The following is a 13,176-nucleotide window of genomic DNA, read 5'->3' as shown; positions in this document are numbered from 1 at the left end:
TTTAACGCGTCGTAGTCGTCTAAATAATTATCCAATATGAAAAAATTATCCTTCTTATCTCTTTTGTTTTTGGCTATAAGCATCACATCGCTATTGGGTCAAAAAGTAAGATACATACACCAGATATTTGACTCTGTCAATGTGACCAATACCTATTACGGTCAAAACATTACTGTTCTCGCCTCCCCTTCTTTCCTGAAAGTACCATTACCAGTAAGTATTTATACCCCTAAGGGAGACACTGTAAGGAACAGACCATTGATAATCTATATACATACCGGCAATTTTTTACCCTTTCCTGTAAATCAAGGGACCTCTGGAAGGACTACCCCACCACCCGCTGGTGACCCAGCAGCAAGCATAGCCCAGTTAGGTATGGGATTTCCAAGTGATTCACCTTTAGTGGAGATTTGCACTCGTCTTACTAAAATGGGCTACGTAGTAGCAGCCATTGATTATCGTGGTGGTTGGAACCCTATCGCTTCTACTCAGACTGAACGGGTAAATACATTGATTAATGCAGCATATCGTGGTGTTCAAGACCTTCGTACTGCTATTCGATTCTTTAAGTTAACTGCTAAATTACAAAACAACCCTTTTGGGGTCGACACTTCAAAAATTGTAGCCTGGGGACAAGGTACGGGAGGTTACGTGAGTATGGCCGCAGCCACCATGGACAATTATTTAGATATTGTGCTTAAATCAAACAATAAATTTATTGGTCCGGATATCAATGGAGATGGTCAACCTGATCCCTATGTAATTCAGTCTATTCATGGAGATATCTATGGCACCAGCCTTGGCCGGCATCCTGTCAGTGGAGATACTTTGTCTCTACCTAACCACGTTGGCTATAGTTCTGACTTCCAGTTGTGTGTAAACATGGGTGGGGCTTTGGCTGATTCCCAGTGGATTGATGAAACAGATTTACCCATGATTGGTTTTCAAGAACCCCGAGACCCCTTTGCACCATATAAAGAAGGTATAGTCAATGTACCTCAGGGAGCCAGTGCCCCTCTACCGGTGGTGGTTGTTCAAGGAACCTACCTTACTATTCAAAAAGCAGACAAACTAGGCTTGAATAAAAAAATGCGTGATCTTAAATTGGCTGATATCTATACACAGAATGCCAACAAAAAGAATGATGGTATAGAAGGACTTTATCCTATAAATGGTAATCCTGCTAATCCATTTGATTCTGACCCATGGGCATGGTGGGATACTACCGTGATGAAGCAAATCGCACCTGCTAATAATGCAAATGGTTTACTCACTAACCCGGATATGTCTGCTACCAAAGCGCGAAGATATATTGATACTATTATCGGATACTTTGCTCCGCGGGCTTTTGCTGTCTTAGATTTAGGTACTTTCGTAAGCACGCCAGATCTGTTAAAAGCACAAGAAGTTGGCTTCCAGATGATGCCGAATCCAATGACTCATCAGTCAGAACTGCAAACCAACCCTGACTATAAAATGAAGAGACTTACCATCTATGATATCAATGGCAGGGCAGTCAGAGAAGTCAAACAGATCAATAGCAATCATTATACCCTGGAGCGAAATGCACTTCCCCAGGGAGTCTATTATCTCCAAGTCGGTTTTGACAAAGGTGTAATCACAAAATCCATTCTCATTCAGTAGTCTGAAAAAACGAAATCAAAAAACAAAGCCCAATAGTATGAGTACTGTTGGGCTTTTTGATAATTGCCTGTTTGGCTAAATCTCTTTATGTTGGCTGCCTAAACTCCACCTGCCTTCGTACCATGTGCTTTCACTTACTGGCAATTCTCTAACTTTTCATTTTAATCTGCACAACCCCTACCCTGAAAGGAGTCTCCCCAAGTCTCGGGACGCAATTTCGGGACCCACTATTGTCTATTGTCTATTGTCTATTGCCTATTGCCTTCCGAGACTTCGGGATGCCTGTCTATTGATTTTATCATATCTTCCCCCGCACTACCCCAACCCTAAAGGGCGTCATCCGCACTAGGAACCATTTCATTCGCCTATTGCATCTTGCCTATTGCCTTCCGAGACTTCGGGATGCCTGCCTATTGCCTATTGCCTATTGCCATCAAACCTCCTTCATCGCGGCTAAAAACATTTTCATCTCTTCCATCGTACCGATACTCACTCTACACCACTGTTGATCATTAAAAGCCCAGGATCTGAGCCCAATGCCTTTGTCCGCCATCATCTGCACAAATTCTTTACCATCTTTTTTAATGGGAAAAATAATAAAATTGGTGTAAGAAGGTAGTGGCGAATAGCCCATAGACTGAAGTGCAGCAACAGTCATATCACGAGTATTTTTATTTTTCTGGACACAATCTTGCTTAAATGCTTCGTCATCTATGGTTTTTATGGTTGCATGCATGCTGGGAGCATTGAGGCTGTATTCCCAGGTTCTATATTTTTCCAAATCTTTGACAACACCAGCAGGCGCAATTACATAGGCGACCCTGAGTCCTGCAAATCCATGCACTTTGGACATAGTCCTGCCAATCATAACATTTTTTCCGGCTTTGATCTTATTGACCATAGAATGTTGAGCTCCATTTGGCACATATTCATTGTAAGCTTCGTCTACGAAGACCAGTGTTTTGTTGCTTACCCGATCACAAAAAGAGGAAAGCATTTGAGGGTCCAGGATAGTAGGACATGGGTTGCCCGGATTACAGATATAGACTAATTTAGTTTTGGAGGTAACTGCTTTTTCCATTGCTGGCAAATCATGTTGATACTGTGCATTGAGGGGAATCTGCTTCCATTCCCCACCAACTTTGACTGCAAGTGCCGGCATCAGATCAAAAGTCGGATGGGCAGATATCATATCACCGTGCTCCAAGCCAGTCAATGAGCCAAGAAGATTAAGTACTTCCGAAAGGCCTGAACAAAGAAATATTTGATCAGTGTGTACTCCTTCATAAGTTGATATTTTATCCTTTAATGCTATTGCAACGTGCCTGGAATACAAATTGGCATCTTTAAATCCTTCAATGACAGCCATTTTAGCCCGATCGGAAGGCCCATATGGATTTTCATTGGAGGTCAGTCGTACTTTGATCATTGGATCCTTCAATACCTCATCCATCATCCAGCGACCAGTCAAAGGATGTATTTGATTGGCATAGCTGGAAATGTCTTTCTCAGCTTTTAAGTTTGGCATTATAGTACCAGCAGCCAGTAGGCCTACACTGTTTTTAAGCCATCGTCGTCTTGATTGGGTATTGGGTTTCATATGAATGGATTTTTATTAGTGATAGTTAAAACTAATAAATTATTTCAAATGCGTGACTACAATTTTGTTTGTCTCCAATTTTATTTCGAATACTTTTTCGTAAGTTTCAGAAAATTTACAACCAATGAAGTCAATCTTAATTTTTATATTATGTGTTTCCGCACATCTGTCATCAGCTCAGAAAAAAACAATGCTTTTTGATGGAACCGCTATAAAAGGGTGGCATAATTTTAAAAAATCAATAGTAGATAGTTGGACGATCGAAGACGGAGCCCTCACTACTGACGGCAAAGGCAGTGATCTGGTGAGTGACAAAGAGTATGGAGATTTTGTCCTTGACTTCGATTTCAAAGTGCAACCAAAAGGCAACAGTGGTGTCATCTATAAAGTCATCGAGGTCAATGATGAAGCCCATTTTGCTACTTACGCCTCAGGACCAGAATTCCAGATCATAGATGATATCGCTTATCCAGAGGAGTTAAAAGATGTCCAGAAATCAGGCGCTAATTATGACATCAACCCTCCAAAGATGATAGCGTCTCATCCTGCAGGTGAATGGAACCACGGGACCATTAAAGTAAAAAATAACAAAATCACCCATTCGATCAATGGAAAAAAAGTAGTCAAATATACCTATGGCGATGCTACCTGGGATGCAGGCGTAGTTAAAAGCAAATTTGCCAAATGGCCATATGCCATGGCTCATCACAAAGGCAAAATTGCGCTTCAGGGGCACGGAGACAGAATTTATTTTAAAAATATTGCGATCAAAGAATTGTAAATTAACTGCAACCACAGATTCTTTGAGGGAATGTCAGAAAATTAAAAATCTCATCCTGGCATGAGCACTATGACTTAATAAAACTAATTACTCAATCAAATTTTTTTTATGCAAAAAATAGGGATGCTGGGGTCAGGCTTTATAGGCAGGTTTTATGCAGAAGCCATCCATGGACAACGAAGTAAAGATCAGGTGGTAGCCATCTATGCAAGACGGGAGGAAAGTGCTCAAAAATTTGCTACAGATTATGGGTGCTCTATCTGGTCGACCAATATGGAAGACATCATCAAACACCCTGATGTCAATATGATCTGTATTGCGCTGCCCAATAACAAACATGAGGAGGCTGTCCTTTTGTGTGCAAAACATAAAAAAAATGTCGTTTGCACTAAACCTTTGGGCCGCAACGGCGAAGAAGCTTTTCGGATGATGGAGGCTGTGGAACAATCCGGTATTTTCGCAGGCTATCTGGAGGACCTGTGTTATACCCCTAAATTTTTGAAAGCTTTGGAAATGGTCAAAGCCGGATCTTTGGGCAGAATACTCTGGGCCAAATCACGGGAGACCCATCCCGGGCCCCATAGTGACTGGTTTTGGGATAAAGAACAAGCCGGTGGCGGATGTATGCTCGACCTTGGCTGCCATTGTGTAGAAATCGCCCGAAATTATATTGGTAAAGATATAAAACCGGTAAAGGCCTTTTGCTGGGCTGCCACCCAAGCTAAACCCATTGAGGCAGAAGACCACGCAATTGCTCTTATAGAATATGAAAATGGGGCCATAGGCCAATTTGAAACCAGTTGGTCCTTTAGAGGAGGCATGGACCTGAGAGATGAAGTCATGGGCACAGAAGGCACTATTTGGGTCAACAGTTTTTTGCGTACAGGGTTCGAAGCTTTTACATCAGGCAAAGGCGCAGATTATGTTGCAGAAAAAGCTGAATCAAATGCAGGGTGGTTGTTTCCGGTAGGTGATGAAGTCAATGAATTGGGCTACAATCATATGTTTACTGACATGTTTGATTCTGCAGAACACCATCGGGCACCTTTAGAAACTTTTTATGATGGGTATATAGTCAATGCTATCCTGGATGCTTGTTATGCTTCAGCAAAAAGTGGTAAATGGGAGGTGATCGATCTCAAGGAGTGGAGAGGCCAATCCGGACTGCAAAAAATATCTGGATACACCGATTATGATGATGACCATTATTTTATCAAAGAAGAAGTCACTCATGATGGACGGCACAAACTGATCCTGAAAGTAAAGAAAACTGGCAAGATTATCGAAAGAGACCAACAGTAAGTGGTGTGCTTAATTTGAATTATAAGATTTTATAAACTCATGGTGACAGCCTACAATCTTCTATAGCAAAAGGTTTTGTACATAGAATAAAATTGTCTACTTTGGTTTTCGTAAATCTATTTTTTTATCTTAAACCTTAAATGTTATGGATTCAATTGTTCCTTATTTACTTAATGCTGTATTTGGCGCTGGTGGCGGTTGGCTAGGTAGTCTGATCAAGAAAAATGGTCTAGGCTTAATTGGCAACTTGTTGTCTGGTGCCGTAGGTGGTAATATTCTGCCTATGATCACTTCTGCCCTAGGACTATTTGGCAGTGGAGCTGCTGACGGTGCAGCTATGGGGGGCGGTGGCCTCGATATAGCTTCTATACTTACTGCTTTAGTTGGAGGTGGTGCTGGCTCCCTGATAGGTGGTCTTTTTAAGAAAGCAGCTTAGTTAGATTGATTCCAAAAAACTTCTACCGCTTTAATTCCAGACTGGAATTAAAGCGGTTTTTTTTGAAACATTAATGAAACCCTAACCCTTATTTAACACTGCTTAACGCTATGGTTTCGTGATTATGTCAAATCACTTTAATTATGAAACCGATTATTACATTTTTCGTACTCCTGGTGACCACCTCTTTTATGCTAGGTCAGACCAATCTTGAACTATCACTCGGTCCTACCTGGTCCAATGTATCCATGACTGGATTGGATGCTGCACTTCGTCCCCAAAGGACTATGCATCCTGGTCTTGAAATCCAGGCATTGATCCACCAATCTTTTGGTGAAAGCTCCTTTGGTTTTTCAAGTGGAATAAAATATAAAGAAAAAGGATTTATCCTCGATGAAAACATGGCTATGAATCTTTTCAATTTACCAATTAATGTCGGCATTCAGGCTAATACCACCATGAGATATATTGAAGCACCATTAAACTTAGAGTACACCATCGATGCCGGTCCTGCCAAAATCTATGCGTTCGCAGGACCGACCCTGGGTTATGCCCTAAGTGGTGATGTTCGCACCAAAGCTAATTTTTTAGTGGATATCAATATTAATAAGACCGACTTGAACCTGAATGACAACATGTACAACAGGCTCGAGCTTGGAGCAAACTTAGGTGTAGGCACAGCCATATCGTTTGGCAGCGGATCGATCTTGTTTCAAGCCAGTTATAGCCAGGGATTAAACAGAGTTTTAGATAATACTTTGGTGGATTTAAAACTAAAAAATTATGGTTTTGGCATAAATATTGGATATAAAATAATGTTGTAATGACAATTGCATCCCAAAAAGAAGGTGTGGAAGGCCTAAGTTTTCTGCACCTTTTTTGTTTTATACAATGTGGAGGATAAGCATATCTCACCAATAATTGAAAAAATCTACTATTTATCACTCAATTTGCTAAATTTGCGGCTCAAACAATCACCAGCATGTCTGAAGCAAAAAACGAATCGACCAAACTCATGTGGATCTATACTGCGGTTTCATTTACAGCTATAGTTCTCTTCCTGATATTCAAACCAGAATGGTTTTGGGTTGCCCTTCCCTTCTTTGGAACATATTTAGTAAAGGCATTAGGTGTGATTTAGAGTTTACTCCAATTGGTTTAAAAGTGGGATAAATCAGGTTCCCTACATTATCTGATCAAGACTTCTCAAATAACCACCACAAAGGTTTATTTCTTTTTTCAACCTTATAATTGTCCCCTACATACTTTTGGATGTAATCCATAGCTTCATCGATGGAGTCAGTCACTTTTAAAAGATATTTGTCCTCTGGTGAAATGGTTTTGTGTTCGTTCATTACTTCCATAAAATCAAATAGTTTGTTCCAGTATTGTTTACCTATCAATACGACAGGAAAGTCTGTAACAATATCTGTTTGCATCAAAGTGATCGTTTCAAAGAGCTCATCCATGGTACCAAAACCTCCGGGCATCACTATAAAAGCATAAGAATATTTAAGCAATAAAGTTTTTCTGACAAAAAAGTAATTGATTGTCACCGTTTTATGAACATAAGGATTGCCATGTTGCTCAAATGGTAAAAGTATATTGATGCCAATTGATAATCCGCCGTTTTCAAAAGCTCCCTTATTGGCCGCTTCCATGATACCAGGTCCTCCTCCAGTCACAGTGGCAAATCCAAGCTCAGCGATAGCTTTTCCAACCTCAACAGCTTTCTCATAATAATGCTCACCGGGTTTGAACCTGGCCCCTCCAAAAACAGTTATCGCCGGGCCAATGAAATGAAGTGTCCGGAATCCTTTGATAAACTCTTTCCAAACTTTGAATGCAAAGATAAATTCAAAGGTCCTCGGCTTAGGTCCATCCAAAAAAACAAATTCTCCGGTGGGGATGATCCGTGTCTTTTTTTCCAAGATAATTCTTTTGAAATAGGTGAATAAATAAGTGCCGGTGACTAAGACTTGGACTTAATAGTGGGGTATTTGATGCCCAGTTGCTCCAGGTAGCTGCTATATTTTGTCTCATCATAATAATAGGGCTTGAGCTGGGGTCTGTAGGTATCCATGATTTCTTTATTGAGATAGATGGCGGGTTTGTCTTCTTTACCTACCATTGGTGTGTATTTTATTTCCATACCCTGCTCATTGCGAAAATAATCCCAGGCCTTTTGAGTAAAATTGGGTGTAGTCAGTATATCTAAAAGGGTCATCGCTTCTACTTTTGCACCTGCGACCACGCCTTTATGGGCTACTGGGGTAGCCATCGCTACGGCATTGGACCAGTGATGACCTTGCAATCCGGGTATATTAGATGGATACCCCAGGGTGATAGTAGGTAACTTCCAGGATATATCGCCAATATCGTCCGAACCTCCGCTGACAGGATTGCTTTTAGGTGCTTCCAGCGTATCCAGTTTAATAGCGAGGCCATCCTTTTGCGGAGATCCAACTTCGACCTGCAATGCTTTCGCCATAGCCTGATCTTGGTCAGTCCAGGAAGGCAGGCCCACTTTTTTTATGTTTTGATAAGCGAGTTCTGCCATAGGTTGATTAAAATGCCTGGGCCAGGCAGAGCCTAATATTTTATGGCTCACTTTAGTGCCTGTCATCATTGCTGCTCCGTCCGCTATACGATTGGCTTTTTCGTACAGATTCATGATCTGAGGATAGGTAATATGTCTAAAATAATACCAGATAGATGCTTTTGAAGGAACTACATTGGGCTGATCCCCTCCATTGGTGATGACAGAATGTGACCTTTGAAGGGGGTCCAAATGCTCTCTTTGATATTGCCACCCAATACTCATCAATTCCACAGCATCGGCGGCACTCCGTCCTCTCCAGGGAGCCATGCCGGCGTGGGCAGCTTCACCTTCAAATTCATATTCCACAGAGATCAGGCCAGTGCCTTGCGCCTGACCATAGGATACGGACAAGTTGTTATTGACATGAGTGAAAATGCATAAGTCTACCGAGTCAAAATATCCATCGCGGGTGTAAAAAGCTTTAGTGGCAACCAATTCTTCAGCCACACCAGGCCATAAGATTAATGTTCCCGACATTTTTTCTCTTTGCATAACTTCCTTGACCGACAATACACTAAGGATGTTAAGCGGCACGCCACTGTTATGACCTTCTCCATGACCTGGAGCGCCTTCGACGATAGGATCATGAAAGGCCACACCCGGTTTTTGAGAAGCTTTGGGTATACAATCGAGATCAGATCCAATGGCAATGATAGGATGTCCACTACCCCATTTAGCCCACCAGGCTGTCGGTACTCCAGAAATTCCTTTGGTCACTTCAAATCCATTTTTTTCTAAAATGTTGCAGATATAGTTGGAAGTTTCTACTTCCTGGAAACCTAGTTCAGCAAAGCTGAATATTTTATCTACCATCACCTGAGCCATTTTTTGTTGCCCATTGATCTTGTCCTGTACTTCCTTTTTTAATGCTTCTATTTTGACCTGGGTCAGCGGTTTTTGGGCACCTAATGGCAGAAATGTATAGAGCACTACTATTGAGAGCAGAATTCTGATCATAAAGAAAAAAGTTTTGACAAACTTAATTAAAAAAAATGATGCAAAGGTATACTACCAACTATTGCTTACATTCGCATATAAGTACTGTATGCATATAATAGATAGTCACCAGCATTTCTGGAAATACAATGAGGCGGATTACGATTGGATAGATGATAGTATGCCAGCTCTCAAGCAAGATTTTTTCCCTAACGACTTAAAACCCATCTATGAGCACAATGGTATTGATGCCTGTATAGCCGTGCAAGCATTATCATCGGAGGTGGAAACGAATACTCTGTTAAAACTTGCCACTGACCATGATTTTATCAAAGGAGTAGTTGGTTGGGTTGATTTGTGTAATCCAAATGTACTCCAAAGACTTGAGTACTATGCTCAATTTGAAAAATTTAAAGGGGTAAGGATGGTTTTGCAAGGTGAGGAAGATGGTTTCATGGAGCAAAGCACTTTTCTACATGGTATGAACTTATTAGCCCCTTTGAATCTCACTTATGATATTCTGATTTATCCAAAACACTTATTTACTGCATATCATTTGGCAAAAAAGTTTCCGCAGCAAAAATTTATCATTGACCACCTAGCTAAACCAGCGATCCGTCAACATCAATTTGACAATTGGAGTGAACTTATGGCCAACTTTCATGATCTGCCTAACGTATACTGCAAAATCTCCGGGATGGTGACAGAAGCCGATTGGAAAAAATGGCAGTATACTGATTTTACACCAGCTCTTGACACCGTGACAGAAGTCTTCGGGGCAGACAGGTTGATGTATGGTTCAGATTGGCCGGTGTGTCTCTTAGCCGGCAGCTATAAAAATGTACTTGATATTGCCAAGACTTATTTTGGTGAATTCTCTGCAGAACAACAAAAAAAGATATTCTATAAAAATGCCATTCAATTTTATAATTTAGATGTATCATGGATTTAGGTATACAACAAAAAGTCTTCCTCATCACAGGAGGGGCAAAAGGCATCGGTAGAGCTATAGCCCATACACTCGTTGCGGAGCAAGCCATTCCCGTGATCATGGACAAAGATGATAAAGCTGGAATGCTGCTGATGCAAGAACTCAAAGAAGCAGGTGGTCATTCTATTTTTCTCAAAACAGACCTTACAGAATTTGATCAATGTATGGACGGTGTCAATCTCACTGTCAAACATTTCGGACGGTTAGATGGATTGCTTAATAATGCTGGCATCAATGACAACATAGGTCTTGAACATGGCAATCCGGAAGCTTTCGAGATGAGTCTGCAAAAAAACCTGATGCATTATTACAATATGGCCTATCTATGTCTGCCTCATCTAAAAGCATCAAAAGGGACTATACTCAACACCAGTTCAAAGACTGCTATCACCGGACAAGGAGGTACCTCGGGGTATGTATGTGCCAAAGCCGGGATCCTCGGACTGACCAGGGATTGGGCAGCAGAATTATTAAAATACAGCATTCGGGTCAATGCTTTGGTACCGGCAGAAGTCTGGACTCCGCTCTATGAATGGTGGGTAGGCACTTTTCCTGATCCTCAAGCTAAAAAAGAACTCATTGCATCTCAAATTCCATTTGAAAAAAGATTTACCACTCCTCAGGAGATAGCGGACATGGCAGTATTTTTATTATCTCCGAGGGCCTCTCATATCACCGGTCAGCACGTGTTTGTGGATGGTGGTTATACTCACCTCGACCGAGCTCTGACCCAATCATAATACCTCATTCAATTTATGAGGACCGATTCGGTTGAGGAATACTATATTAAAACATCAATCTTAAAATATATGGCGCGTAATTGTTTTGCTCTGGACCTCAAAAATGATCCTGAAATTATCTCTGAATACGAAAAATATCATGAAGCTGTATGGCCCGATATTTTACAAAGTCTTAGAGATTCCGGCATACTGGAAATGGAAATATACAGAGTACTCAACAGGCTTTTTATGGTCGTCGAGGGTGATGAATCTTTTAGTTTTGAGAAAAAAATGATTTTGGATAAAAACAATCCCAGAGTACAGGAATGGGAGGAACTCATGTGGAACTATCAGGAAGGACTGCCAGGCCTTCCACCAGGCTCCAAATGGATGCCTGCTAAGCTTGTATTTAAGTTATAAGCGATCAACACTTTCTAAAAAAATATTCAATATTTGTCTAAATGTTTGATCTGAATAAAAAAAATGTAGTGATCACCGGAGCTGGTAGCGGCATAGGCCAATCTATAGCTATGGTATTAGCCTCCCAGGGAGCCTATGTATTTATTTTTGATGCCAATATGCAGGCTGCCGAATCTACTGTCAATCAAATCAAACTATCGGGTGGTCAGGCAGAGGCCTACGAGATTGATGTCACTGACCTGACTTTGATCATTGACACTATTCAATCTATCGAAGCTCATCGTCCGATTGACATCCTCATCAATAATGCCGGCATAGGACATATTGGGACCGCTCAAAGCACTACCCCTCAGGAGTATGATAAAGTACAGGATATCAATGTAAAAGGATATTTTCACATGATCAACGCCGTTATACCATATATGGTCGAGCGAAACAAAGGTAATATCCTTAATATAGCTTCAGTTGCAGGTTCGGTAGGCATCAGTGAGCGCTTTGCATATTCAGTTTCCAAAGGAGCTGTATTGGCTATGACCCGCTCTGTGGCTAAAGATTATGTCCGTCACGGGATACGATGCAACAGCATAAGCCCTGGAAGAGTGCATACCCCTTTTGTGGATGGATACATAGCCAAAACTTATCCCGGCAAAGAAAAAGAAATCTTCGAACAGCTCGCAAAAACCCAACCCATAGGCCGCATGGGAGCACCTGAAGAGATTGCACACCTGGCCTTGTACTTGTGTAGCGATGAGTCAGCCTTTGTGACAGGCACCGACTTTCCGATAGACGGAGGTTTTATCACTTTAAACTCTTGAAAATACATTAAACCAATAAATAGAAAATCTGCAATATGAAACTGATTCGATTTGGACCAACGGACCTGGAAAAGCCAGGATTGATATTATCTGACGGAAGATATATAGATGTTAGTGATGTGATACCGGATTATGATGAGTCATTTTTTACCTCAGGTCAAATACAGGAGTTAAAGGATTATGTCGATAGTGGGGCTGATTTTGTAGAGGTCGATCCGTCTACGAGGCTCGGTCCTCCGTTAGCGCGACCATCCAAGCTGATCTGTATTGGTCTCAATTATGCACAGCATGCCAAGGAGACTGGAGCAGAGATCCCAAAAGAGCCAGTCATATTCTTTAAATCGACTAGTTCGATCTGCGGGCCTAATGATGATGTTTTGATACCTCCGGGTTCAATAAAAACAGATTACGAAGTCGAGCTGGCATTTATCATTGGCAAAAAAGGCTCTTACATACCTTTGGAACAGGTAGACGAGTATATTTTTGGCTATTGTCTGCACAATGATTATAGTGAGCGTGCATATCAATTAGAGCGTGGAGGTCAATGGGTCAAAGGTAAGAGTTGTGATCATTTTGCCCCTCTCGGCCCTTTTATCCTTACTTCGGATGAGATGCCAGACCCTCAAAATCTGACATTATGGACCAAACTTAATGGTGAAATGGTCCAAAATTCAACCACTGCAGACATGGTTTATAATATAAGATTCCTGGTACACTACCTTAGTCAGTTTATGAGCTTATTGCCAGGAGATGTGATCAGTACAGGTACACCCTTTGGCGTAGGTATGGGTAGAAACCCACAAAGATTTGTGCATCAAGGAGATATCATTGAGATAGGTGTAGATCTTTTAGGGTCATCTAGGCAAATAGCAAGGAATGTTGTATTATTGCCGTGAAATTGTGTCACAAAATATGCCCTATCCCGTTTTC

13 protein-coding genes are annotated in these 13,176 nt (G+C 41.2%); 10 read left to right on the top strand and 3 right to left on the bottom strand.

Features of this window, described 5'->3' with window-relative positions; translation table 11 throughout:
- Positions 1-36 precede the first annotated feature (36 nt).
- Positions 37-1,644, top strand: coding sequence for a T9SS type A sorting domain-containing protein (locus tag IPJ09_02650; protein ID MBK7370340.1), 1,608 nt, complete (start codon positions 37-39; stop codon positions 1,642-1,644).
- Between the two features lie 433 nt (positions 1,645-2,077).
- Here the strand turns inward: IPJ09_02650 and IPJ09_02645 are convergent, their stop codons facing one another.
- Positions 2,078-3,244, bottom strand: a complete 1,167-nt coding sequence (locus tag IPJ09_02645) for an aminotransferase class I/II-fold pyridoxal phosphate-dependent enzyme (protein MBK7370339.1) — start codon at positions 3,242-3,244, stop codon at positions 2,078-2,080.
- Between the two features lie 124 nt (positions 3,245-3,368).
- Here IPJ09_02645 and IPJ09_02640 point away from each other — a divergent pair, with 124 nt between their 5' ends.
- The 4 genes from IPJ09_02640 (at position 3,369) to IPJ09_02625 (ending at position 6,587) form a co-directional block, all read left to right on the top strand.
- A complete protein-coding gene (locus IPJ09_02640; GenBank protein ID MBK7370338.1) occupies positions 3,369-4,025 on the top strand; it encodes a DUF1080 domain-containing protein in 657 nt (218 codons plus the stop codon).
- Between the two features lie 108 nt (positions 4,026-4,133).
- Positions 4,134-5,327 (top strand): Gfo/Idh/MocA family oxidoreductase, encoded by a 1,194-nt coding sequence (locus IPJ09_02635; GenBank protein ID MBK7370337.1) that lies wholly within the window; start codon positions 4,134-4,136, stop codon positions 5,325-5,327.
- A gap of 145 nt (positions 5,328-5,472) precedes the next feature.
- On the top strand, positions 5,473-5,763 hold the full coding sequence (locus tag IPJ09_02630; protein ID MBK7370336.1) for a hypothetical protein: 291 nt from the start codon (positions 5,473-5,475) through the stop codon (positions 5,761-5,763).
- A 143-nt stretch (positions 5,764-5,906) separates the two neighbouring features.
- Positions 5,907-6,587: an outer membrane beta-barrel protein gene (locus IPJ09_02625; GenBank protein MBK7370335.1), complete on the top strand. Its 681-nt coding sequence runs from the start codon at positions 5,907-5,909 to the stop codon at positions 6,585-6,587.
- A 372-nt stretch (positions 6,588-6,959) separates the two neighbouring features.
- Here the strand turns inward: IPJ09_02625 and IPJ09_02620 are convergent, their stop codons facing one another.
- A complete protein-coding gene (locus IPJ09_02620; protein ID MBK7370334.1) occupies positions 6,960-7,700 on the bottom strand; it encodes a TIGR00730 family Rossman fold protein in 741 nt (246 codons plus the stop codon).
- Between the two features lie 35 nt (positions 7,701-7,735).
- Entirely contained in the window at positions 7,736-9,322 is a 1,587-nt protein-coding gene (locus tag IPJ09_02615; protein MBK7370333.1) for a peptidase dimerization domain-containing protein, read from the bottom strand.
- A gap of 88 nt (positions 9,323-9,410) precedes the next feature.
- On the opposite strand from IPJ09_02615, the gene IPJ09_02610 reads away from it, so the two are divergent.
- The 5 genes from IPJ09_02610 (at position 9,411) to IPJ09_02590 (ending at position 13,142) form a co-directional block, all read left to right on the top strand.
- Complete coding sequence (locus IPJ09_02610) at positions 9,411-10,253, top strand: amidohydrolase family protein (protein ID MBK7370332.1); 843 nt, start codon at positions 9,411-9,413, stop codon at positions 10,251-10,253.
- Entirely contained in the window at positions 10,244-11,032 is a 789-nt protein-coding gene (locus IPJ09_02605) for an SDR family oxidoreductase (GenBank protein ID MBK7370331.1), read from the top strand. The genes IPJ09_02610 and IPJ09_02605 overlap by 10 nt, the downstream gene beginning before the upstream one ends.
- Positions 11,033-11,101: 69 nt before the next feature.
- Positions 11,102-11,431: an L-rhamnose mutarotase gene (locus IPJ09_02600; GenBank protein ID MBK7370330.1), complete on the top strand. Its 330-nt coding sequence runs from the start codon at positions 11,102-11,104 to the stop codon at positions 11,429-11,431.
- 41 nt (positions 11,432-11,472) lie between these two features.
- On the top strand, positions 11,473-12,246 hold the full coding sequence (locus IPJ09_02595; GenBank protein ID MBK7370329.1) for a glucose 1-dehydrogenase: 774 nt from the start codon (positions 11,473-11,475) through the stop codon (positions 12,244-12,246).
- Between the two features lie 35 nt (positions 12,247-12,281).
- Positions 12,282-13,142 (top strand): fumarylacetoacetate hydrolase family protein, encoded by an 861-nt coding sequence (locus IPJ09_02590; protein ID MBK7370328.1) that lies wholly within the window; start codon positions 12,282-12,284, stop codon positions 13,140-13,142.
- The last annotated feature ends 34 nt before the right edge of the window (positions 13,143-13,176 follow it).

Source organism: Saprospiraceae bacterium (assembly GCA_016709995.1).
Lineage (GTDB): Bacteria > Bacteroidota > Bacteroidia > Chitinophagales > Saprospiraceae > JADJLQ01.
This window is presented reverse-complemented; position numbering and strand designations above follow the sequence as displayed.

What these genes read in the sequence shown, in the direction of transcription:
- IPJ09_02640 (MBK7370338.1), top strand. Translation starts at nt 3,369, where the DNA reads ATGAAGTCAATCTTAATTTTTATATTATGTGTTTCCGCACATCTGTCA.
- IPJ09_02610 (MBK7370332.1), top strand. Translation starts at nt 9,411, where the DNA reads ATGCATATAATAGATAGTCACCAGCATTTCTGGAAATACAATGAGGCG.
- IPJ09_02600 (MBK7370330.1), top strand. Translation starts at nt 11,102, where the DNA reads ATGGCGCGTAATTGTTTTGCTCTGGACCTCAAAAATGATCCTGAAATT.
- IPJ09_02595 (MBK7370329.1), top strand. Translation starts at nt 11,473, where the DNA reads ATGTTTGATCTGAATAAAAAAAATGTAGTGATCACCGGAGCTGGTAGC.
- IPJ09_02645 (MBK7370339.1), bottom strand. Translation starts at nt 3,244, where the DNA reads ATGAAACCCAATACCCAATCAAGACGACGATGGCTTAAAAACAGTGTA.
- IPJ09_02590 (MBK7370328.1), top strand. Translation starts at nt 12,282, where the DNA reads ATGAAACTGATTCGATTTGGACCAACGGACCTGGAAAAGCCAGGATTG.
- IPJ09_02635 (MBK7370337.1), top strand. Translation starts at nt 4,134, where the DNA reads ATGCAAAAAATAGGGATGCTGGGGTCAGGCTTTATAGGCAGGTTTTAT.
- IPJ09_02605 (MBK7370331.1), top strand. Translation starts at nt 10,244, where the DNA reads ATGGATTTAGGTATACAACAAAAAGTCTTCCTCATCACAGGAGGGGCA.
- IPJ09_02630 (MBK7370336.1), top strand. Translation starts at nt 5,473, where the DNA reads ATGGATTCAATTGTTCCTTATTTACTTAATGCTGTATTTGGCGCTGGT.
- IPJ09_02615 (MBK7370333.1), bottom strand. Translation starts at nt 9,322, where the DNA reads ATGATCAGAATTCTGCTCTCAATAGTAGTGCTCTATACATTTCTGCCA.
- IPJ09_02650 (MBK7370340.1), top strand. Translation starts at nt 37, where the DNA reads ATGAAAAAATTATCCTTCTTATCTCTTTTGTTTTTGGCTATAAGCATC.
- IPJ09_02625 (MBK7370335.1), top strand. Translation starts at nt 5,907, where the DNA reads ATGAAACCGATTATTACATTTTTCGTACTCCTGGTGACCACCTCTTTT.